This window comes from Actinomycetota bacterium (assembly GCA_040757835.1).
Taxonomy (GTDB): domain Bacteria; phylum Actinomycetota; class Geothermincolia; order Geothermincolales; family RBG-13-55-18; genus SURF-21.
In genome coordinates this window covers 87244-108529 of record JBFLWJ010000002.1, presented here as the reverse complement: position 1 = coordinate 108529, position 21286 = coordinate 87244, and the positions used below count along the sequence as shown (strand labels likewise).

The 21286-nt window shown below is 61.7% G+C and carries 18 protein-coding genes; all 18 read left to right on the top strand.

Annotation, left to right across the window (positions count from 1 at the left end; genetic code table 11):
- The first annotated feature begins 8 nt into the window (after window positions 1-8).
- On the top strand, window positions 9-893 hold the full coding sequence (ispH, locus tag AB1384_02770) for a 4-hydroxy-3-methylbut-2-enyl diphosphate reductase (GenBank protein ID MEW6553193.1): 885 nt from the start codon (window positions 9-11) through the stop codon (window positions 891-893).
- 168 nt (window positions 894-1061) lie between these two features.
- Window positions 1062-3047, top strand: a complete 1986-nt coding sequence (acs, locus tag AB1384_02765) for an acetate--CoA ligase (protein ID MEW6553192.1) — start codon at window positions 1062-1064, stop codon at window positions 3045-3047.
- A 43-nt stretch (window positions 3048-3090) separates the two neighbouring features.
- Window positions 3091-3708, top strand: a complete 618-nt coding sequence (locus AB1384_02760; GenBank protein MEW6553191.1) for an acetate uptake transporter — start codon at window positions 3091-3093, stop codon at window positions 3706-3708.
- A 262-nt stretch (window positions 3709-3970) separates the two neighbouring features.
- Window positions 3971-5860 (top strand): GNAT family N-acetyltransferase, encoded by a 1890-nt coding sequence (locus AB1384_02755; GenBank protein MEW6553190.1) that lies wholly within the window; start codon window positions 3971-3973, stop codon window positions 5858-5860.
- Between the two features lie 616 nt (window positions 5861-6476).
- Complete coding sequence (locus AB1384_02750; protein ID MEW6553189.1) at window positions 6477-7796, top strand: replication-associated recombination protein A; 1320 nt, start codon at window positions 6477-6479, stop codon at window positions 7794-7796.
- A 78-nt stretch (window positions 7797-7874) separates the two neighbouring features.
- Window positions 7875-8261 (top strand): Fe-S cluster assembly scaffold protein NifU, encoded by a 387-nt coding sequence (nifU, locus tag AB1384_02745; protein ID MEW6553188.1) that lies wholly within the window; start codon window positions 7875-7877, stop codon window positions 8259-8261.
- A 14-nt stretch (window positions 8262-8275) separates the two neighbouring features.
- On the top strand, window positions 8276-8662 hold the full coding sequence (locus AB1384_02740) for a DUF948 domain-containing protein (GenBank protein ID MEW6553187.1): 387 nt from the start codon (window positions 8276-8278) through the stop codon (window positions 8660-8662).
- A 102-nt stretch (window positions 8663-8764) separates the two neighbouring features.
- A complete protein-coding gene (alaS, locus tag AB1384_02735) occupies window positions 8765-11416 on the top strand; it encodes an alanine--tRNA ligase (protein MEW6553186.1) in 2652 nt (883 codons plus the stop codon).
- Window positions 11409-11852, top strand: a complete 444-nt coding sequence (gene ruvX, locus AB1384_02730) for a Holliday junction resolvase RuvX (GenBank protein ID MEW6553185.1) — start codon at window positions 11409-11411, stop codon at window positions 11850-11852. Before alaS ends, ruvX begins: the two co-directional genes overlap by 8 nt.
- Entirely contained in the window at window positions 11845-12858 is a 1014-nt protein-coding gene (gene mltG / locus AB1384_02725) for an endolytic transglycosylase MltG (protein MEW6553184.1), read from the top strand. Before ruvX ends, mltG begins: the two co-directional genes overlap by 8 nt.
- Window positions 12859-13341: 483 nt before the next feature.
- On the top strand, window positions 13342-13830 hold the full coding sequence (locus AB1384_02720; GenBank protein MEW6553183.1) for a hypothetical protein: 489 nt from the start codon (window positions 13342-13344) through the stop codon (window positions 13828-13830).
- Window positions 13831-13833: 3 nt separating this feature from the next.
- Complete coding sequence (locus AB1384_02715) at window positions 13834-14736, top strand: hypothetical protein (GenBank protein ID MEW6553182.1); 903 nt, start codon at window positions 13834-13836, stop codon at window positions 14734-14736.
- 45 nt (window positions 14737-14781) lie between these two features.
- Window positions 14782-16101: a Ni/Fe hydrogenase subunit alpha gene (locus AB1384_02710; protein MEW6553181.1), complete on the top strand. Its 1320-nt coding sequence runs from the start codon at window positions 14782-14784 to the stop codon at window positions 16099-16101.
- Between the two features lie 31 nt (window positions 16102-16132).
- Window positions 16133-16423 carry a ferredoxin family protein gene (locus AB1384_02705; GenBank protein MEW6553180.1) on the top strand — a complete coding sequence of 97 codons (291 nt, stop codon included), beginning with the start codon at window positions 16133-16135 and terminating at the stop codon, window positions 16421-16423.
- Window positions 16424-16649: 226 nt separating this feature from the next.
- On the top strand, window positions 16650-17003 hold the full coding sequence (locus tag AB1384_02700; protein MEW6553179.1) for a roadblock/LC7 domain-containing protein: 354 nt from the start codon (window positions 16650-16652) through the stop codon (window positions 17001-17003).
- 65 nt (window positions 17004-17068) lie between these two features.
- Window positions 17069-17443, top strand: coding sequence for a roadblock/LC7 domain-containing protein (locus AB1384_02695; protein ID MEW6553178.1), 375 nt, complete (start codon window positions 17069-17071; stop codon window positions 17441-17443).
- A gap of 48 nt (window positions 17444-17491) precedes the next feature.
- Window positions 17492-17890, top strand: coding sequence for a roadblock/LC7 domain-containing protein (locus AB1384_02690; GenBank protein ID MEW6553177.1), 399 nt, complete (start codon window positions 17492-17494; stop codon window positions 17888-17890).
- A gap of 24 nt (window positions 17891-17914) precedes the next feature.
- On the top strand, window positions 17915-21286 hold a 3372-nt coding region (locus AB1384_02685), incomplete at its 3' end, for a DUF4388 domain-containing protein (GenBank protein MEW6553176.1).

Here is a 21286-nt window from a genome sequence, read left to right as displayed (position 1 = left end):
GGGTGGCCATGGAGGTGACCATAGCGAGATATACCGGCTTCTGCCCGGGGGTGAGAAGGGCTATCAAGATAGCCGGAGAGACGCTCGAGAAAGCCGAGGGAAAGGTCTATACCCTGGGCCCCATCATCCACAACCCCCAAGTGGTCAAGGAGCTTGAAGAAGAGGGCCTGGAGATACTCCCCGAGGATACCGAGGAACTGCAGGACTACTACCTGGCAGGGAGCAGCGTGGTCATCAGGTCCCACGGTATCCCCCCCAAGCTATCGGAGTTCCTGAGGGAGAGGGGTGCGAACCTGGTCGACGCCACCTGCCCCACGGTGAAGAAGGCCCAGAAGGCGGCCATGCGGCTGGCGGGGGAGGGCTACAAGCTGTTCATCATCGGCGATGTCGGACATCCGGAGGTCAAGGCCATCCTCGGTCACATCAACGGGGAGGCCGCGGTCATAAGGGACTCCCACGAGCTGAGGCATTGGTGGGAGCACAACACCCGCAGAGTGCGCAAGGTGGGGCTCATCGCCCAGACCACCGTGGACCTCCTCACCTTCCGCAGCCTCATCGACGGGCTCATTAACGAGGTGCCCGAGCTCATCCGTGAAGTGCTGGAGATAAAACTCATCAACACCCTGTGCCGCAACACCCTGGCCCGCCAGACCGAGGCCTTGCAGCTGGCCCTGGCCAACGATTTCGTCCTGGTCATGGGCGGCAGGAACAGCTCGAACACCGAGTTCCTGCGCAAGATATGCGAGGCGACCGGCACCCCCACCCTCAAGGTGGAGACCGCCGAAGAGCTGGACGTGTCCAGCCTCGCGGGCGTCAGGAAACTGGCTATCCTGGGCGGGACTTCTACTCCCAGGACTTTCGTTGAGGAAGCGCGGCGGAAGCTCCTCTTGTGAGCGACCCTAACGCTTGACGCGACAATATTTCGGGCATCCGAAAAATATTTACATGAACCCCAGCGATTATGTTATAATCCTTCGCTGGATGAAAAATTTCGCACTACATCTGGACCAGGGGAGGGGGACCGGGAGAGGTCACCCCTTTTTGATGAAAGGAGACAGCAAATGACGCACCATGATGGGCAGGAAGCCGACAAGAGAACCATCCTCTACCCGCCGGAAGAACTTAGCAAAAACGCCTATATCAAGAGCATGGAAGAATACCGGGAGATGCACAAGCGCTCCGTCGAGGACACCGACGCTTTCTGGAGCGAGATGGCCGAGACCCTGGCCTGGTACAAGAAATGGGACAGTGTCTATAACTGGGACCCCAAGGAGTGCAAGTGCGAGTGGTTCGCCGGCGGAAAGATCAACGTATCCTACAACTGCCTGGACCGCCACGTCGACGCTGGCAAGGCCGACAGAGTGGCCATCATATGGGAGCCTGACGAACCCGGCGAAGGCAGGATTTACACCTACGGGCAGCTGCTGGATGAGGTCAGCAAGTTCGCCAACGTACTGAAGAAATACGGTATCAGGAAGGGTGACCGTGTATGCATCTACCTCCCCATGATCCCGGAACTCCCCATCGCCATGCTTGCGTGCACCCGCATCGGGGCCATCCACAGCGTGGTCTTCGGCGGGTTCTCTTCCGACGCCCTCCGGGACCGCATCCTGGACAGCGACTGTAAGAGCTTGGTCTGTGCCGACGTCGGTTTCCGCAGCGGCAAGACCGTGCCCCTGAAGAAGAGCGCCGATGCATCCCTCGAGGAGTGCCCTGGTGTCGAGAACGTTTTCGTGGTCAAGCACGGTGATGGCGATGTGGACATGGTCTCCGGACGCGACCACTGGTGGCACGAGGAGCTGGCCGCCGCCGACATCACCGCCGACTGCCCTCCCGAGGAGATGGACTCCGAGGACCCGTTGTTCATCCTCTACACCAGCGGCAGCACCGGCAAACCCAAGGGCGTGCTGCACACCACCGCGGGATACCTGCTCCACACCTCGCTCTCGCTGAAATGGATCTTTGACATCCACGAGAACGACATCTGGTGGTGCACGGCGGATATCGGGTGGGTGACCGGACACAGCTATATCGTCTACGGTCCCCTGGCAAACGGCTTCACCGAGGTCATGTTCGAGGGCGTGCCCACCTATCCCGAGCCCGACCGCTTTTGGAAGGTGGTGGAGAAGCACAAGGTGACCGTCTTCTATACCGCTCCCACGGTCATCCGCTCCCTCATGAGGGAGGGCGAGGACTGGACCAGGACGGCCGACCTCTCCTCCCTGAGGGTCCTGGGCACGGTGGGTGAGCCCATCAACCCCGAAGTGTGGTTGTGGTACTACGACCATATAGGCAAAGGAAGGTGCCCCGTCATGGACACCTGGTGGCAGACGGAGACCGGTGGCATACTCATCACTCCCCTGGCGGGAGCCACCCCCATGAAGCCTGGTTCCGCCAGCTTTCCCTTCTTCGGCGTGGACCCGGTGATCCTCAACCAGGACGGCAAGGAGGTCGAGGCCGACGACAGCGGCTTTCTCTGTATCCGCAAGCCTTGGCCGGGCATGATGCGCACAGTCTACGGCAACCACGAGCTGTTCATAAACACCTACTGGACCATGTTCCCCGGACTGTACGTGACCGGTGACGGATGCCGGAAGGACGCGGACGGCTTCTACTGGCTGCAGGGGCGCATCGACGACGTCATCAACGTCTCCGGGCACCGCATCGGGACCGCCGAGGTGGAGAGCGCGCTCGTCAGCCACGAGTACGTCTCCGAGGCGGCCGTGGTGGGCATGCCCCACGACATCAAGGGCCAGGGCATATACGCCTACGTCACCCTCAAGGCGGAGTACGAGGGGCTGGACGAGGACGAGGTACGCAAGGCGCTGGTGGCTCACACCCGCAAGGAGATCGGGCCTATCGCCACCCCGGACGTCATCCACTTCACGCCCGCGCTTCCCAAGACGCGTAGCGGGAAGATCATGCGCAGGATCCTGCGCAAGATCGCCGAGGGCACCTCGGACACCCTGGGCGACACCAGCACCCTGGCCGACCCCTCGGTGGTGGATTCTCTCATCGACGGCAACAAGGAACTGACAGGCAAATAAAGGCATCGGTTAAAGCAAGGTAGGGAGAAAAGGAGAGTGAGAGATGGCAGATGACGTCAAGTTGGCCAATCCGGCGGTCCTGGGGCTTACGTGCTTCGGGCTCACCACGATGCTGCTCAACCTGCACAACGTGGGCATCATCGATGGTTTCGACACCGCCATCATGGGACTTGGGCTGTTCGTGGGCGGACTGGCCCAGGTTTTCGCGGGCATTATGGAGTTCAGGAAGGGCAACAGCTTCGGTACCGCAGCATTCATCGCTTATGGTACCTTCTGGATCAGCCTGGTCTTCGCGGTCCTAGCAAGCGGGCCGCTGGCCTGGGGCGTGCTCGTGCATACACAGGGCCTGGCCTGGTACCTGCTGCTGTGGGGAGTCTTCACAGCGTTCATGACGGTGGGGACCTTCAAGGTGAACCGCGTCCTGCAGTTCATCTTCATCACTCTCACCGCGCTCTTCGTTCTGCTGGCTATCTGCAACTGGGCGGAGATCAAGGCTGGAGAGGGACTGATGGTCGTTGCGGGTATCCTCGGTATCTGCACCGGTTTTGCCGCCCTCTACCTGGCCATGGCAGAACTGCTGAACGAGATGTACGGCAGGACCATACTTCCCATCTGGCCGATGGGGGAAAAGGAGGCCTACAAGAGGCCGGAGGACCTTTGACGAGCGGAACGCATAGATAGCCGCTGGAATATAAGAGCGGCCGGAAGGCGGGAACCCGCCCCGGCCGCTTTTCCATGGACATAACGACAAGCGATCCCCCGCCATACCATGTCCCGCTGTCTCCATCTCTATATGGGAATTATACTGATAGAATGGTATCGCACCCGGAGCGTTGAAGCTGGCGCCCCTCGAGGCAGTAGTCGTAGCCAGAGACCAAGTCGCCTGCCATCCATTAGGCGGAGCATGAAGAGGGAGAACCGAGATGGAGAGGATCCAACGCTTATTAGCGGAGATGCAGGAACGCTACCCGGATAAGCTCTTGCCCGAGAACCGAATCTTCGAGCATATACCACGGGGAGCGCATCTCTTTATCGGTACCGGCTGCGGCGAGCCCCAGCACCTGGTCAGTTCCCTGGCCGAATACGTGGCGAAGAACCCCAAGGCCATGTTCGACGTCGAGGTGTTTCACGTCTGGACCCTGGGGGTGGCACCGTACGCCGACGACAAGTTCCAGCGCAACTTCCGCCACAACTCCTTTTTCATCGGGGACAACACCAGGGGCGCGGTGAACGAGGGCCTGGCGGATTATACGCCGATCTTCCTCTCCCAGGTGCCGGACCTCTTCCAGAAAGAGCTGATACCCATCGATGTGGCTCTCGTGCAGACCTCGCCCCCGGACCGCAATGGCTATTTGAGCCTCGGAGTGAGCGTGGATATCACCAAGGCGGCCGTGGAGAAGGCCTCACTGGTCATCGCCCAGGTGAACGCCTATATGCCCCGTGTCCACGGAGACACCTTCATCCATATCGAGGACGTGGATTACATGCTGGTCCACGACGAACCGCTCCTCGAGTACCAGCCGGTTATATCGGACGAGCTGGCGGACCAGATCGGGAAGTACGTCGCGCGGCTGGTTGAGGACGGAGACACCATCCAGGTCGGTTACGGCAGCATCCCCAACGCCATCCTCGCCAACCTGGAGGACAAGAGACACCTGGGCGTGCACACGGAGCTGGTGAGCGACGGCATCGTCAACCTCATAAAGAAGGGGGTCATCGACAATACCCGCAAGACCATCGACCGTGGCAAGACGGTGGCCACCTTCAGCATGGGGTCGCAGGACACCTACGCCTTCCTCGACGACAATCCGAGCATCGAGTTCAGGACCATCGACTATACCAATAACCCACTCATCATAGCCCAGCAGAGGAACATGGTCGCCATCAACAGCGCGTTGGAAATAGACCTCACCGGACAGGCCTCCGCGGAATCGCTTGGCAGGGTGTTTTACAGCGGGATAGGCGGACAGGCCGACTTCATGCGCGGGGCGGTACTGGCGCCCGGAGGCATGAGCATCCTGGCGCTGCCCTCCACCGCAGAGCACGGAGAGGTATCGAGGATACTTCCCATGATCAGGGAGGGGGCAGGGGTGACCCTGAACCGCGGAGACGTCCACTACGTGGTCACCGAATACGGCATCGCCTACCTCCACGGCAAGAACGTGCGGGAGAGGGCCATGGAACTCATCGCCATCGCCCACCCCAAGTTCAGGCCGTGGCTGATCGGGGAGGCCAAACTCAACAAGATGATCTATATTGACCAGGCGTTCATACCCGGTGAGGCAGGAGAATACCCGGAGGACCTGGAGATCTACCGCACCACGGGCGGAGGGGTAGAGGTGCTGTTCAGGCCGGTGAAGATAAGCGACGAGCCCCTGCTCAAGGACTTCTTCTATTCCCTGTCGGACAAGAGCCTCTACCGCAGGTTCGTGTCGACCCGACAGGACATGCCCCATGACCGCCTGCAGGACTTCGTTGTCATAGACTACACCAGAGAGATCGTCATCCTTGCGATGATCGCCGGAGAGGACAGGGAGATGCTGGCGGGCGTGGGGCAGTACAGCGTCAACCCCGGCACTCACCACGCGGAGGTAGCCTTCGTGGTAAGGGACGAGTACCAGAACCAGGGTATCGGGACCGAGCTCCTCTCCTATCTCACACAGCTCGCCAAGAGGCAGGGGCTGCACGGGTTCACGGCAGAGGTCCTGGCCGAGAACAAGCCCATGATGCACGTCTTCGAGCAGGCCGGTTTCGATATCGAGAGATCGGTCACCGCCGGGGTGTACGAGCTGACCATGAGCTTCAGGGATTAGCCCGAGATCGCCGGCGACGATCTTCGCCGCTGCATATCCGGCCCGGCGACAAGGCTGGTCGTCGTCGCAAGACTCCTCCGAGCACCTTGCTCGCTGGGCAAGTGCCTGCACAGACGAAGGCGGCGGTCATCGCGGCGATCTCGGGCTGGGAGGTTTCCTATAGGCGACGCCCGGAAGGGCAACCCCTTATTGGCTACGATCGACGCACGTTTGGCCGCCGCGCCCGACCTGGTAGTTCTCGGGCTCGTGGTCATGCAGACGAAAGGCCGCCCGAACACCATGACATTTCGGGCTGGTCAGAGTAACCTCATCTTTGGCGCACTGTGATAACATGGTGTCAAGGACAGATGTTTCGGGCCCGACCTTGTGCGTTTTGCGCCGTGGGTTATCGTTGAGCCAACACTTCGATCTTGGGAACCGTTTTCCGAGGGTGGACGCAACGCCCCGAACCCGGGTTGGGGACTGCGGAGACCGGAGGTAGGTGCCCACCTGCGAGGACGCAGGTTCATGGTAACGGCGTTGACGGCAAGGTGGAGCCCATTTTCTATGATCATCATATCATCATCACGGCATATAATGGATGCGCAGGCTGTCTGCACAGGAGGAAGGCATCGCTTTGGACCTCTTCGAAGCAGCTCGGGAGGATATCCAGCGCAGAGAGGCGCCCCTCGCCATGCGCATGCGCCCGCGTGACCTGGAGGAGTTCATAGGCCAGGACGCGGTGGTGGGCGAGGGTACCTATCTGCGGCGGGCCATCGAGGAGGACCGGCTGCAGACGGCGATATTCTGGGGACCTCCCGGCTCCGGAAAGACCACCCTGGCCGCCATCGTCGCCAACCTGTCCCAGGCCCATTTCCAGCAGATCTCCGCGGTGACCAGCGGGGTTGCGGAGGTACGGAAGATCATCTCGGAGGCAGAGGACCGGCTGGGTATGGAGGGGCGCCGTACCATCCTCTTCATCGACGAGATCCACCGTTTCAACAAGGCGCAGCAGGACGCCCTGTTGCCGGCCGTAGAACTGGGCACCATCGTGCTCATCGGGGCAACCACGGAGAACCCCTATTTCGAGGTGAACTCGGCCCTGGTTTCGCGGTCCAAGATCTTCCGGCTCGCCCCCCTCAGCGAGGAGGATATCCGCCTGGTCGTGGAGAGGGCTCTCACGGACAGCGAGAGGGGGCTGGCTGGGCTGGAGCTGATGGTCGAGGAAGAAGCCCTCGAACATATCGTGGGTATGGCGGGAGGGGATGCGCGGGTAGCCCTGAACACCCTGGAAGCTGCCGCGCTGCTGGCCGTTGATGTGGGGGGGAAGAGACGGGTGAACCTCGTCACGGCGGAGGAGGCCGCCCAGCGTAAGGCGCTGCTCTACGACAAGTCCGGAGACAGCCATTACGATACCGTCTCCGCCTTCATCAAGTCCATGCGCGGATCTGATCCTCATGCGACGGTGTATTGGCTGGCCCGCATGCTCTATGCTGGAGAGGACCCGAGGTTCATAGCGCGGCGCATGGTCATCCTGGCCTCGGAAGACATCGGCCTGGCGGACAGCAATGCCCTCGTGGTCGCAGACGCGGCGGCACGGGCGGTGGAGTTCGTCGGAATGCCGGAATGCCGGCTCAACCTGGCCCATGCGGCGCTCTACCTGGCGCTGGCCCCCAAGAGCAACTCGGCGATCAGAGCCATCGGTGCCGCGACCGCCGAGGTCGAGAGAGGTCAGACTCCCCCTGTTCCCGCTCATCTGAGGGATTCCAGCTACCGGGGCGCCAAGGCCCTGGGCCATGGATCGGGTTATCTATATCCCCACGATCACCCGGGGAATTTCGTCCCCCAGCGCTACCTTCCGGAGGGCCTGGAGAGGAGCGAGTTCTACTCACCCGGCGATGGAGGCGAGGAGAAGGGCCTGGTGGAGAGGTGGAAAGAGCGCACAGAACCCAGATGACGTGTCCATTTGACACCCCGGAAGAGCGGGTGCTATCCTCGAAAACGTTGTAAATACCAGCATATTCAGGAGAAATGTATGTATTCCGACAAGGTCATAGAGCATTTTCAGAACCCGCGCAACGTTGGGGAGATCCCCGAACCAGACGGGGTCGGAAAGGTCGGCAGCGAGGTCTGTGGAGACGTGATGGAGGTCTATATCAGGGTCTCGGAAGGGCGTCTCGAAGACATCAAGTACAAGACCTTCGGGTGTGGGGCCGCGGTGGCCTCCGGGAGTATGGGCACGGAAATGGTGAAGGGAAAGACGCTGGAGGAGGCCATGCTCATCACGGACCAGCAGGTGGCGGACGCCCTCGACGGTCTGCCGGAGGAGAAACTACACTGCTCCAATCTTGCGGCCGAGGGTATCCGGGCAGCCATAGATGACTATCTATCCAGGCGCGGCGATGATAGGAACGGGATATAGGAGGGCTTGAGGGGATGGGGAACGTCGCGGCGCTGGTCTGCGCGGTTTCATTCGCGGTATTGATGCTGGCCCTGGTCATCGTGGTGTTGAAGCTCGCGAGGACCATGGCCATCACCAACGGGATCCTCGACGATATCCGCAAGGAAGCCCTGCCGCTCATGGGCAGGATCCAGACCACTATGGACCATATTAATAACGAGATGGGCTACGTGGATGGAGTGCTCAAGTCGGTGGAAAAGGTCGCCGCGCGGGCAAACCATATGACCCAGACCGCGCAGTCCCTGATAACTTCTCCTCTGGTGAGGGTGGTAAGCCTGGGGTTGGGAGTGCAGAAGGCCTTGGGCATTGCGCCGGCAGGTAAGGACAGAGGCGAGCCCGCGGGAGGTAGCGAGCGCGAATAGGCCGGTGGCCCTTCGTTTATCCTCTGGATACTGCGCGCCAGTACCTTGCGCACAAACGGTTGACGGCAGAGGCGGGACGATCACGGAGTGGGAGGGTAGACCTTGAGAAGTGACGAGATCAGGGCCGGTTTCCTGGACTTCTTCCAGGAAAGAGGCCACCGTATGGTCAAGAGCTCGTCGCTCATACCCGACGACCCGACTCTACTGGTCACCAACGCGGGCATGGTGCAGTTTAAACCATATTTCCTGGGGAACGTGAAACCTGATTTCGCCCGCGCTACCACATGCCAGAAGTGCGTGCGTACCACCGATATCGAGAGGGTGGGGCATACGGCCCGCCATCTCACCTTCTTCGAGATGTTGGGCAACTTCAGCTTCGGCGACTATTACAAGGCGGACGCGATACCGTGGGGATGGGAGTTCCTCACTACGGTCGTGGGGCTGGAGCCGGCCCGCATGTACTGCTCCGTCTTCGAGGAGGACGACGAGGCCTACGAGATATGGCGTGACGTGGTGGGCATCCCGGAGGAGCGCCTGGTCCGCCTGGGCGCGGACGACAATTTCTGGGACATGGGGGCAACGGGACCCTGCGGACCCTGTTCCGAGATCCTCTACGACCAGGGGCCGGAGTTCGGGTGCGGAAAGCCGGAGTGCAGTCCGGGCTGCGACTGTGACCGCTATCTGGAGCTGTGGAACCTCGTTTTCATGCAGTTCAACCGCGACGAAGCGGGGCAATTGACCCCGCTGCCGTCCAAGAACATAGACACCGGACTGGGCCTGGAACGCCTGGCATCGGTGCTGCAGGGGGCCACCAACAACTTCGAGACCGACACGCTGGCCGCTATCCTGCGTGCCGTCGCGGAGCTGAGCGGCGTGGAGTATGGCCAGGGAGGTGAGAGCGACATCTCCCTGAAGATAGTCGCCGACCACTCCCGCGCGCTCACTTTCCTGGTGGGAGACGGCGTGCTCCCCTCCAATGAGGACCGCGGCTATATCCTGCGGCGCCTGATCAGGCGCGCGGTCAGGCACGGCCGGCTGCTGGGCATCGGCGACATCTTTCTGCCCCGTATGGTCGAGGTGGTAGTGGAGACCATGGGCGGAGCTTACGCGGACCTCAAACAGAACAGCGCGTTCATAACCTCCATCGTGCGCAGCGAGGAGGAGCGTTTCTCCCAGACCCTCCGCAGCGGCCTGGTCTACCTCGAGGAGGCGGTGGAAGACCTCGAGGGACGGGGCGGCGGCGTTCTACCGGGCGAAGTGGCCTTTCACCTCCACGACACCCTGGGTTTTCCGCTGGACCTCACCCGCGAGCTGGCCCGGGAACGCGGCTTGGGACTGGACGAAGCCGGGTTCGAAGCCCTCATGGAAGAGCAGAGGGAGAGGGCGCGGGCAGCACGGGTGGAGGAAGGTTACGGGGCCCTGGTACAGGAGATATACTCGGAGATCCTCGATAACTACGGCGAGAGCGGCTTCACCGGCTACGAGACCACCAGCGGCAAGGCCACCGTGGCGGCCATGGTGAGAGACGGCCGCGCTGTGGGAGCGGCCTCGCAGGGCGAGGAGGTGGAGGTCTTCCTCGACCAGACCCCGTTCTATGGGGAGATGGGTGGGCAGGTGGGGGACACGGGAAGGATATCCTCGGCGACGGCGGTTGCGGAAGTCATGGATACCCTTCGCCCCGCGCAGGGCCTCATCGCCCACATCTGCCGCATAGACAGCGGCAGGCTCGAGACCGGCCAGACCGTGGACGCAGATGTCGACACCGAGCGGCGAGACGCCATCCGCCGCAACCACACCGCAACCCATATAATCCACTGGGCCCTGCGGCAGGTGCTGGGCGAGCATGCGAAGCAAGCCGGTTCGCTTGTCGACCCCAAACGGCTGCGCTTCGATTTCGCGCACTTTCAGCCGCTTTCCAGGGAAGAGCTGGCAAGGGTCGAGGAACTGGCCAACCGGCAGGTGATCGAGGACCTGCCGGTAAGGGCCTATGTGACCACTTTCGAGTACGCGACCAGTATAAACGCCGTCGCCCTCTTCGGGGAGAAGTACGAGGACTATGTACGTGTGGTGGAAGTCGACGAGATCAGCAGGGAACTGTGTGGCGGCACACATGTGGGCAGGACGGGCGAGATAGGCCTGCTGGTCTTGACGAGCGAGGGAGGCATAGGTGCAAACCTGCGCAGGATCGAGGCTGTCACCGGCATGGAAGCCTATGGTTTCTTCCGGCAGCGCCGCGAGATTATGGAGGACCTGGCAAGGTCGCTGAAGGTAGAGCCGGGCCGCCTGCCAGAGCGTATAGAGCGCATGGTGCAGCGCGTAAAGGAGCTCGAGTCGGACCTGAAGAAACGCAGCAGCGAGGAGGTCGCGTCCCTGGCCGGGAGCGGGGCGGCGTGGGAGGAGAGGGAGGCACCGGGTGGCGTGAAGATCGTCACCGCCAGCATGGAAGGCCTTGACGCGCAGTCCCTGCGCGACCTGGCCGAGCGGACGCTGTCCGGCCGGGACGCCGGGGCAGTTGGCATAGTGGCCGTGCAGGGCGGCAAAGCTAACCTGGTGGTGGCGTTGTCCAAACAAGTCTTAGCTGCGGGACTGGACGCCGTGGAACTGGTGAGGAAGGCGGGACGTCTCTTAGGTGGAGGCGGAGGTGGCAGGGCGGATATGGCCGTTGGCGGAGGCTCCGATACGGCGCGTACCGCCGAAGCCCTTGCAGCCCTTGTGGACGAGATAACATCCGGCCTGGAAAGAGGGCATGCGTAGTCTTGGACTCGACATAGGAGGCCGCCGCATTGGGGTGGCCATATCCGATCCCCTCGGGATCAGCGCTTCTCCCCTCGAGGTATTACGGGATCATGATCCTGCCGCAATGCGCGATTACCTCGCGCGGAAAGCCGGCGAAGGGGTTGACGTGGTGGTGGTGGGCCTGCCGCTGACCCCGCGTGGACGTGAGGGCGAGCAGGCACGCCAAACGCGGGCTTTCGTAAAGGCCGTGGGAGACCTGGAGGGGCTGCGGGTGGTGCTGTGGGACGAGAGGTTGTCGACGGTGGAAGCCGAGAGAAGATTACGCGAGGCTGGTCGGGCCCTCAAGGGCAGGAAGGTGGATGCCGAGGCGGCGGCGATCATCCTCCAGTCATATCTCGAATACAGAAGGCGGGGCGGGGCAGCGGACGAACGGAGAGAACGCGAAGATGGATGATGGCGGCAGAGACAGGAGAATATGGATCATAGCGGGCATCGTCAGCGCCACCGTGCTGTTGCTTGTCCTCTTCGCCCTGCTGGTCGTGCATTACTTCTACCCGTCGCGTGGCGAAGAACCTGTAAGTGTGGTCATCGCGGAGGGGGATACAGCGGCGCAGATAGCGGACAAGCTCGCCGACACGAGGGTGATCACCTCGGCCAGCATCTTCCGTTTTCTCGCCTGGATACAGGGGAGACAGGGCGATTTCAAGGCGGGCACGTATGTGTTCTATCCCGGGATGCACTACGGAGAAGTGTTCGCCATGCTCGAAGAGGGCCCCGGCAACATCGTGCGTGTCACCATCCCCGAGGGCATGACGGTGGAACAGACGGCCGCGAGGATGGCACAGGTCATGGCGTTCAGTCCGGAGGAGTTCGTGGCGGCGGCGGAGAGCGGTGACTACGGCGTCGAGATCATCCCCGCCGAGAACCAGGCCAACCTCGAGGGGGTCCTCTTTCCCAAGACCTACGAATTTCAGGCCGACACTCCACCCCACGGTGTTATCGAGGTGTTGCTGCGGCAATTCGACGCCGAGACCTCCGGCCTCGGCTGGGGCCGGGCGGAGGAGCTGGGGCTAACCCCCTACGAAGTAGTGATCGCCGCCTCCATCATCGAGCGTGAAGTGGTCCTGCCGGAAGAGAGGCCGCTGGTGGCCGCGGTGATCTTCAACCGCTTGCGGGCGGGCATGATGCTGCAGATGTGCTCGACGGTGCAGTACTGCCTCCCCGAGCAGAAGGATATCCTCAGCCTGGAGGACCTGGAGACGCCCTCGCCGTACAATACCTACCTGCACAAGGGGCTGCCTCCCGCCCCCATCTGCAGCCCGGGGCTGGCCAGCATCCAGGCCGTGCTCGATCCCGCGCAGGTAGATTACCTCTATTTTGTCGCCAGGGGAGACGGGGGGCACTTTTTCACCTCGGACTACGACGAGTTCCTGCGGGTAAAGGAGCAGGTACAGGATTGATGTGCCCGGGCCGCCGGGTAATGGTCCCTGCTAGTAGTGCCTTTCCGGCCCGGCGACAAGGCTGGTCGTCGTCGCAAGCTCCTCCGAGCACCTTGCTCGCTGGGCAAGGGGCAGCACAAATGGATACTATCGGACCGGTCCGGTCGAGCCCGGGCAGTGTGCTTTTATATAGGCGACACCCGGGCGAGCTCGCGATGACCTGCCATGTCTATGCGTGCGTGTTGTTGATGCCGAGCTGATATATCTTTGGATATAGGCATTGTACGGGAGAAACACCGGGGGTTATCCGGTGATGGCCGTGGCCGGGCGGGTGCTGTTCATGTTTAATGGGAAATGGCCGAAGAATCACTTGAAAGAGGGGTGAGAAACCCGGCCGAGGATGCGGATGCCCCCAAAAAGTGCCTGCCTGCAGCTCCGAGGCCCGGCCGTTACGGCCCTCGACATCAATATCGCACGCTAGGTTCTCGGGAGGGTAAAGGAGCCATGGTGGAGGAGAACGGGGTCCTGGGGGAGCGCATACGCGCGATATCAGAGACCCTGGGCATAATGAACCAGGCGGGCGAAGAAGTGACCGGAAGGTCGGCCCCCCAGTTGATGTATTTCGCCGGCAAGGACCTTGGCTTGAAAGAGGCCGCCGCCTACGACAACACCGACGACATCGAGCGCGCCTTGAAATGGGTATTTCCCGGAAGCGAGGGGGTATGGAAGGTATCTCTCTGGAAGAACCAGGAAGATGACGATTACTGGGTCTATGAGGTCGAGGAGATGTTCATCCGGCTGCTCTTTGAGGAATGCCCGGTGCGGGAGGCTTGCCTTGCTGCCGGGGTAAAGATGGGGGGCGTTGCCTGCCAGACTGTGCACGGCTATGCGGCAGGCATGCTGCAGAGGATGTTCGAGCGCAAGGTGGATCTGCGCACCGAGCATACGGGGCCCGGTGCCTGCCTTGTCATGCTGATCACGACCCTGGAGTGAGCGATGCGGGTAGCGATCGTTTCCCTCAGTTCGTGCCTGGGATGCCAGATGGTCTTCCTCAGCCTGGAGGAATATCTCTTCACGCTGATAAACGAGAACAACGTCATCCACGCGCCTTTCATCATGGACAGCAAGGAACAGCCCGAAGCGGAGCTGGTGCTGGTGGAGGGCGCAGTTCGCAACGGTGATGATTACCGCAAGGCCAAGGCGGTCCGCGAGAAAGCGGAGCGCGTGGTGGCCATGGGGACCTGCGCATGCCATGGAGGGGTGCAGGGTCTCGCGAATACGTTCTCCGCGGAGAGGTTGATGCGCCGTCGCTACGAGGCCGGGGCGTCCTTCGACGGAGAGCCGCAGCTCATAGACCGCCTGCTTCCCCTGGACTCGTATATAGGGGTAGATGCATATCTCCCGGGATGCCCGCCGCCACTGGGTCTGTTCAGGACTTTCCTCGAATTCGCCCTCGCCGGTACGTTGCCCTCGCGCGAGGGCTCCAGCGTATGCTCCGAGTGTGATGTATCCGGCATTCCCCTGCCCCAGCCGGGTCCGCGACGCACGACCGCCGGGGCACCACAGGCGGGCAAGTGTCTTCTGGAACAGGGGTACCTATGCATGGGGCCGCTGACCCGTGATGGCTGCGGAGCGAACTGCGTGAGCGAGTTAGCCATACCTTGCAGCGGTTGCAGGGGGCCCAGCAACGACGTGCTCTGTCGCGGGGCCGTGGATCCGCAGGGAGAGACGATAAGGAGGTTGGCTAGGGCGACGGGCAAGAACCCGCGTGAGGTGCAGGAGGCCATCGCGGACCCCGCTCACGCCTTTTTCAGGTATTGTCTCGCGGAGCCCCTGTTGAGGCGGCGCAGGCCGGGCGGTACGGCTCCTTACATGTACCGTCTGGGAGAGCGGGAATAGAAGGGTGGGCGATGGCGGCGATGGGATGGGATCGAAGGTGATGACATGGCGGACATCCTGATCGATCCGGTGACCAGGATCAACGGTAACGCCAGCGTGAGAGTGGTGGTGGATGAGTCCGGCACCGCGCAAGAAGCGCGCTTCCAGGCCTTTGGTTACCGAGGTTTCGACCAGATCGCCAGGGGCGCGCATATCGATGACCTCTGCTCCATCGTATCCCGCATCTGCGGGGGGGACTCCCTCTTCCATCAGGTCGCGGCGGCCATGGCGGTCGAGAAGGCGCTGGGGGTCGCGGTCCCGCAGGGGGCGACGAGGTTGCGGGAGCTCTCCATGTGGGGGCAGCTTTTCGAAAGGCACGCCGTATCGCTCACCGTACACAGCATACCGGATCTGCTCTTCCCCTCATCAGACCCGGGATTGCGCAACATCGTCAGCATAAACCGCGTAGACGAAGACGTCATCAAGAGGCTGATGGACTTGAAATCCCTGGGCACCATGGTATTGCGCGAGACCGGCCTCAGGGCGGTCCATGCGGTCAACTTCCTTCCCGGAGGGGCGGTGCGGGACATGACCGGGGAGACGAGGCAGGCCTTGATCGCCAGGCTCAAGGATGCCGGACCGCTGCTGATCGAGACAGGCCGCTTGATCAAACTGCTGCTGCGAAGGAACGAGGAGGTGGTGAACGCTCTGGGTTCAGATGCGACATCAAGCCTCTCCATCAGGGGTGAGAGCGGGATGGTCATCACGGGTCCGTCTCTCACCGTGACCGACGAAGCCGGTGATGCCCGGGCAGAACTCGGGCTGGAGGAGCTGGCGGAAAAAGTGGAGGAGAGCGACTCGCGGCACTCCCATATCCGTAGCGCCACCCTGGAGGGGCTGGGAGAGGTAAGAGTCGGTCCCCTGGCGCGACTGAACGTCAACGGTGCATACGGAACGGAGCGGGCCGACGAGGAGCTGCAGGAGGTCAAGACACACTGGGGATTTCCACTGCACCGCAGCATGACCGGACACGCGGCCAGAATACTCGAGATGATCCACGCCTGGGAGCGGATGATGGACCTCCTCGGCCAGCCCGTGAGCGGCGAGCTGAGACAGCCCGTCAATCCTGGTGCGGGAAACGGCGTGGGGGTGGTAGAGGCACCCGAGGGCACCCTTGTCTATAAAATGGTCCTGGACGAGGAAGGCCTGATCAAGCGTCTGTCTATCACCGCACCCCTGCAGTTCAATCTGAAAGGTCTGGAGCGTGCGGTGAAGCAGAGCGCCCACTATGCCCTGGGAGGGGTAGAGGCGAGCGAGAGGGCGGCCACCTTCCTGGAGACGGCGATACGGGCATTCGCTCCTTGCGTGCCGTGCGGGATCCACTAGGAGGAAACCGTCAGCCTGGAAAGAGGTGAAAATGGAAGACATGGAAGCGGCGGAGCCTATGATCAGGATTGACCCCGAGAGGTGTATAGGATGTTTCGAGTGCATCGACGTCTGTCCACAGGTCTCCAGTACCGAGTACCCGGTATACGAAAGGGGCGAGGATGGCCGCCCCCATGTGCTCAACGAGGAGAGCTGCATCGGTTGTTTGAGTTGTGAGTCGAACTGCAGGGCGGATGCCATCGCGGTAAAGGTCGGGGAGCGGGAAGAACGTCATGGGCCCATGGATATCAGGGCGGTGATCAAATGCGGAGGGATGTTCTGAACGTAGGCACCGTGTCCGGTCAAGAAAAGTGGGGAAATGACGATATCTTTCAATTGGAGCCGAGATTTAACTTTAGTATAATCAAGCAACATCTATAACGGGATTAAAACCCGCCGAGGTAATGTCGATAAGTGTGTTAAGTATATAGATAGAGATCGTCAACGGGTCTGATGAAGGAAAGAGAGGAGAGAGGCTTCTTTTTCCCTGGGGCAGGAGGTGGTATGGATTGCCCGATCTCAGAAAAATCCTGGAGGAATTGGTCGCCACCGGAACGGTGCGGGCCGCGCTGGTGGTGGGAAGAGACGGCTTTATCATCGAAACGGCGGGCGAGGATGCCGGCCAGCTGGAGGCCGTTGGCGCCATTGCGCCGAGTTCCCTTGGCGCTGCGGAAGTGATCGGGCTGGAGCTGGCGCAGGGGCCTATGGCCCAGGCGATGTTCGAGTTCGAGAAGGGCGCCATTCTCATGAGCGCGGTCGGTGCGGACGCCATACTGGTCTCCATCCTTCCCTCGGGGGCGAACCTCGGGAAGGCAAGGTACGACATCCGTAAATATCTTCCCGCGATCGAGACGTCCCTTTAAAGGGGCGAGAAGGGTTGTCCTCCACCTAAGAGGAAGGCATCCTGGCATTCTTTCAGGAGGTTATATTGGCTTCGGATAGAATTGAAAAGATGAGCTCCATCCTAAGGGAACTGCGATCCGGCCTGCAGGAGATCGAAGCGGCTGTTCTGATCAGCTCTGATGCCATGGCGCTTGCATCGGACATCTCCGATGAAGCGGACGAAGAGATGATCGGCGCCCTCTCCGCATCGGTTCTCGGCATGGGCGAGAGGGCGGCGCGCGACCTCAAGCGGGGGGAGCTTGAACAGGTGTATATAAAAGGAGACCAGGGATACCTCTTGCTGGTGCACTGCGGGCCCGACGCCCTTTTGTCGCTCCTGGTCAGGCCGGAGGCGAAGCTGGGCGTTGTCTTCATGGAGGGGAAGCGCACCGCGGAGGAGTTGGCGAAACTGTTTGAATGAAACCGCGCGACCACGGCGCATCGATGTTACAGGTAGGAGGTCGGTTACTTGGCGGAGACTAGGGAGGAGAGGTTGAGAAGCGCTCTCAACGAGCTGGTTTCAAGATCTGCCGAAGTAGATGCGGCGGCGGTGGTGAGCATGGACGGCCTGGTGATGGCCTCGGTACTTCCGAATACCCTGGAGGAAGACAGGTTGGGTGCGATGTCGGCTGCTCTGCTCAGCCTCGGGGAGAGGACCTCGGAGGAGCTGGGCAGGGGCGAGCTGGCGCAGGTCTTTGTCGAAGGGAATTCGGGATACGTGTTCCTGATGGCCGCGGGTGAAGACGCGGTCCTGACCGCACTGGTGCGTAAAGGCAGCAAGCTGGGGCTGGTGCTATACGATGTCAAGGGAGCCGCGAAGAAGATAGCGGAGATCATCAAGGCGGAATTCCGCATAGAATACGATTGAGAAGACGACGAGAGATGATGCAAGATGGCCCTGAAAGGTAGTCTGAAGGACTTCAGTATCCCGGACCTGTTCCAGTTGCTGAACTTCGGCAAAAAGAACGGAACGCTCAACCTTACGCGTGGACAGGCCAGGGGTTACATATGTTTTCGCAACGGAGAGGTGTTCTTCGCCACAACCAACTGGAAACGGCAATCGCTGGGATTGAAACTGCTCAATGCCGGAATAGTGACCAAGGCGCAGGTCGACGAGGTGCTGGAGATGCAGAAATCCACGGCACGCGGTCAGCGCCTGGGTCAACTGCTGATCCGTATGGGATACATCAACAAGGATCAACTCGAGGTCTTCGTCGAGGAACAGATACAGGACGCTGTTTTCGAGATGCTGCGCTGGACGGACGGCGATTTCGATTTCCAGCCGGGCGTGGTCTTTCCGGAAGAGGATATCGGACTTTCCATAAGCACCGAGGAACTGATCATGGAGGGGTCTCGCCGCCTCGATGAATGGAACCGCATCGAGAAGAAGATCCCCCACCTCAACGTGATCTTCAAGATGACCTCGATGCAGGGAAGGGAAGCCGCCCAGATAAGCCTCACCCCCGAGGAGTGGATGGTCCTTACGCACATCGATGGGGAGAAGACGGTGCGCCAGATAGTTGAGCTCACGGGTATGAGCACCCTGCACACCTGCAAGATACTCTACGGCCTCATAGGCTCGGGGTTGCTCGAGAACATCACCCCTGACCTCGAGGAGCAGCAAGCCGATCATCGCCTGGAACAGTTGGCGGAGGAGTTGGAGAAGGTTGAGGAGGCGACTGTCGCCGGGGCTCCTCCCGCCGAGACGCTGGTGGCGTTCGAGGAGGCCGCCGTAGAGGAGATCTCCGAAGTCGTGGAGCCCGGGCCGCTGGATGGCGAGGCGCCCGTGGAGGCCGCGGCGGTCGCTGCGGGCGAACCGGCGGTCGAGGGGGAGACGTGGGAGGTCGCGGACGCCCTTGGAGAGGTCTTCGACCGCATGGAGGCTGAGACACAGTACGTGGAGGAAGCGGAGCTGGGCGCGGAAGGACCGGAGCTGGCGGTGGAAGAACCAGCCCCGGAGGTCCTCGAGACCGTGCTAGCTGACGACGGACGACCGCCGGTAAGGACAGAGGAGGCGGTGCGCACGCTGCCCGAGAGCGAGGGGCCGGCGCAAGCCGGCGCCGAGGCTGAAGCCGTAGAGATCGAGATCGGGGACGAGCCAGAGGGGGATATCCTGGTCGAGGAGTTCGTACCGTCTGCCCTGGAGATCGAGGTCATAGAGGAGGCGGTCGAGGAGGCGCCGGTGACGGCGATGGTGGAAGCTGAAGAAGAAGAGAAGGAGAAAGAAGAAGTCACGGTAGAGGAAGAGGCATCGGAGGAGGCCGCGTCCAGGGTCGCGGAGGAAGCGGTGGCGGCTGAAGAGGAGATCGCGGCAGAAAAGCAGGAGGAGGAGACAAGCGCGGAAGACCTTTTGCCTGAGGCGACTATACCGCTTGGCGCGCAGCGTGTCCTGGAAGAGGAGAAAAGGAAAGAGGAAGAGCACATCCTGGAGCTTAAAGAGGCCGCCATGGAGGAGTCCATGGAGGCCGAAGAGGTCCTTCAGATCGACAACAAGGAAGCGGAACTCGAGGAGCTGAAGAAGAAGATCAGCTCACTGCTGCCAGAGGGTGTAGGCCTGGATGAGACGGAGGAGAAAACGGTTCCGGAGGCCCCGGAAAGGGCGCCGCACTATCGCGTTGAGAAGATGACCAAGGAGAGCGTGGAGGCCCGTGCCGCCAAGCGAGCATACCTCGAGAAGAAATACGGAAAGATGGAAAGTCTGGCCGGAGAAGAGCTGCCGGCCGAGATGGAGCCCGATGAGATCCCCGAAGAATGGAAGAGCCACCTCGAGAAGACCGCGCAGAAGAAAGTGGTAGAAGCCGAAGCGGAAGAGGAATTCGCCGTTGCACCGCAAGAGAGGGAGCGGATCGACCCCAGCAAGATCCTGGGAGGAGCTTTCCGAAGCGAAACCGTGGATATGGGAGTGGAAGCGCCGGTGCAGCCCGCGGGCGATATGGTGGCGGAGGTCGGTGCTGGCCAGGAGGAACAGGCGGATGCGGGCCTGGAGATGATCCTGGAGGAGTTCGAGCGCATCGGGACCGAGGACGCGGGCATAAAGACGGTTAGCCTGCCTCCGCAGGAAATGGAGGAGAAGGTCGGAGCAGCAGGAGACGATGGCCATGGAACAGGAGAGCTTACAGCCTCCTCCATCCTGGAGAGCGTCATGCTGGAGGACATCCCCGAGGACATGAAGGAATCCTACCTGACGAACGGGGGGAAGGCGCTGGCCGAGATCCCCGTGGAAGAGCCGGAGCCGGCGGTGTCGCCGGGCACGGACAGGGCAGCGGCCACCTCCGCCGCCTCGATCCTCGATGACGTCATGCTCGAGGATATACCCGCGGCCGAGAGAGTGCTGGTCGAAGATGCCGCCATGGCAGCCGGGGATGAGGTGGAGCAGCGCGTTGAGACCGCGGACACCTTCTTCGACATGCGGGAGGAAGCACCCTCTAAGGAGCTCTACAGGGATGAGATCGAGGAGTTGGAGAAGGAGATCCTGGAGGTGGAGAAAGGCGCGCCGGCCCTGGACATATCGAGCCTGGAGGACGAGATAGCCGCGCTGGAGGAGGAGATACTCTCCGAGGACACATTGCCTCAGGATATCGCAGACGAGATCTCCGGGCTGGAGAAAGAGATACTGGAAGCCTACGAGGAGGACACCACGCCGGTATCGCCTTTGCCCGCCCCTGCCGCGCCGACATCCCTGGAGGAGCTGGAGAAGGTTATCGAAGCGCCGGAAGTGCCGGCCGCGGATATGCCCGTTCAGCCGGTTCCAGGGTTGTTGGAAAGCGTGGAGCTGGAGGTGATTGGAACCGAAGTGCAAGAGGTCGCGCACGCACCTGAGCCCCTAGATCTCCTCGAGCAGCTTGCGGAAGCCCCCGAACAGGTAACGGCGGTCCCGGAGGTGGCCGCTGGGATGCCGGAGGAGGTCGAGCTCACCCCAGAGCCCATCGACCTCCTCGGACAGCTCGCGGAAGCCCCGGAGGTGATGCCCGAAGCCGTTCCCGGTATCGGGGGGGAGATAGGACCGCAGGCCCCGGAGCCAGGAATCGTCGAGCCCATACCGCCGCAGACCGTACCCGAGGCGGCCCAGGCGCCGCAGCCCGAGTTCGCCGCGCCGGTGATGGAGGTGGAGGCGCCCGCTCCCGCGCCGCAGGTGGCCGAGCCCATACCGCCGCAGACCGTACCCGAGGCGGCCCAGGCGCCGCAGCCCGAGTTCGCCGCGCCGGTGATGGAGGTGGAGGCGCCCGCTCCCGCGCCGCAGGTGGCCGAGCCCATACCGCCGCAG

Bases quoted from the DNA above. Each gene is read 5' to 3' on its own strand.
- AB1384_02755 (MEW6553190.1), top strand. From the start codon at position 3,971: ATGGAGAGGATCCAACGCTTATTAGCGGAGATGCAGGAACGCTACCCG.
- ispH (MEW6553193.1), top strand. From the start codon at position 9: ATGGAGGTGACCATAGCGAGATATACCGGCTTCTGCCCGGGGGTGAGA.
- AB1384_02760 (MEW6553191.1), top strand. From the start codon at position 3,091: ATGGCAGATGACGTCAAGTTGGCCAATCCGGCGGTCCTGGGGCTTACG.
- acs (MEW6553192.1), top strand. From the start codon at position 1,062: ATGACGCACCATGATGGGCAGGAAGCCGACAAGAGAACCATCCTCTAC.
- ruvX (MEW6553185.1), top strand. From the start codon at position 11,409: ATGCGTAGTCTTGGACTCGACATAGGAGGCCGCCGCATTGGGGTGGCC.
- AB1384_02720 (MEW6553183.1), top strand. From the start codon at position 13,342: ATGGTGGAGGAGAACGGGGTCCTGGGGGAGCGCATACGCGCGATATCA.
- AB1384_02715 (MEW6553182.1), top strand. From the start codon at position 13,834: ATGCGGGTAGCGATCGTTTCCCTCAGTTCGTGCCTGGGATGCCAGATG.
- AB1384_02740 (MEW6553187.1), top strand. From the start codon at position 8,276: ATGGGGAACGTCGCGGCGCTGGTCTGCGCGGTTTCATTCGCGGTATTG.
- nifU (MEW6553188.1), top strand. From the start codon at position 7,875: ATGTATTCCGACAAGGTCATAGAGCATTTTCAGAACCCGCGCAACGTT.
- mltG (MEW6553184.1), top strand. From the start codon at position 11,845: ATGGATGATGGCGGCAGAGACAGGAGAATATGGATCATAGCGGGCATC.
- AB1384_02705 (MEW6553180.1), top strand. From the start codon at position 16,133: ATGGAAGACATGGAAGCGGCGGAGCCTATGATCAGGATTGACCCCGAG.
- AB1384_02710 (MEW6553181.1), top strand. From the start codon at position 14,782: ATGGCGGACATCCTGATCGATCCGGTGACCAGGATCAACGGTAACGCC.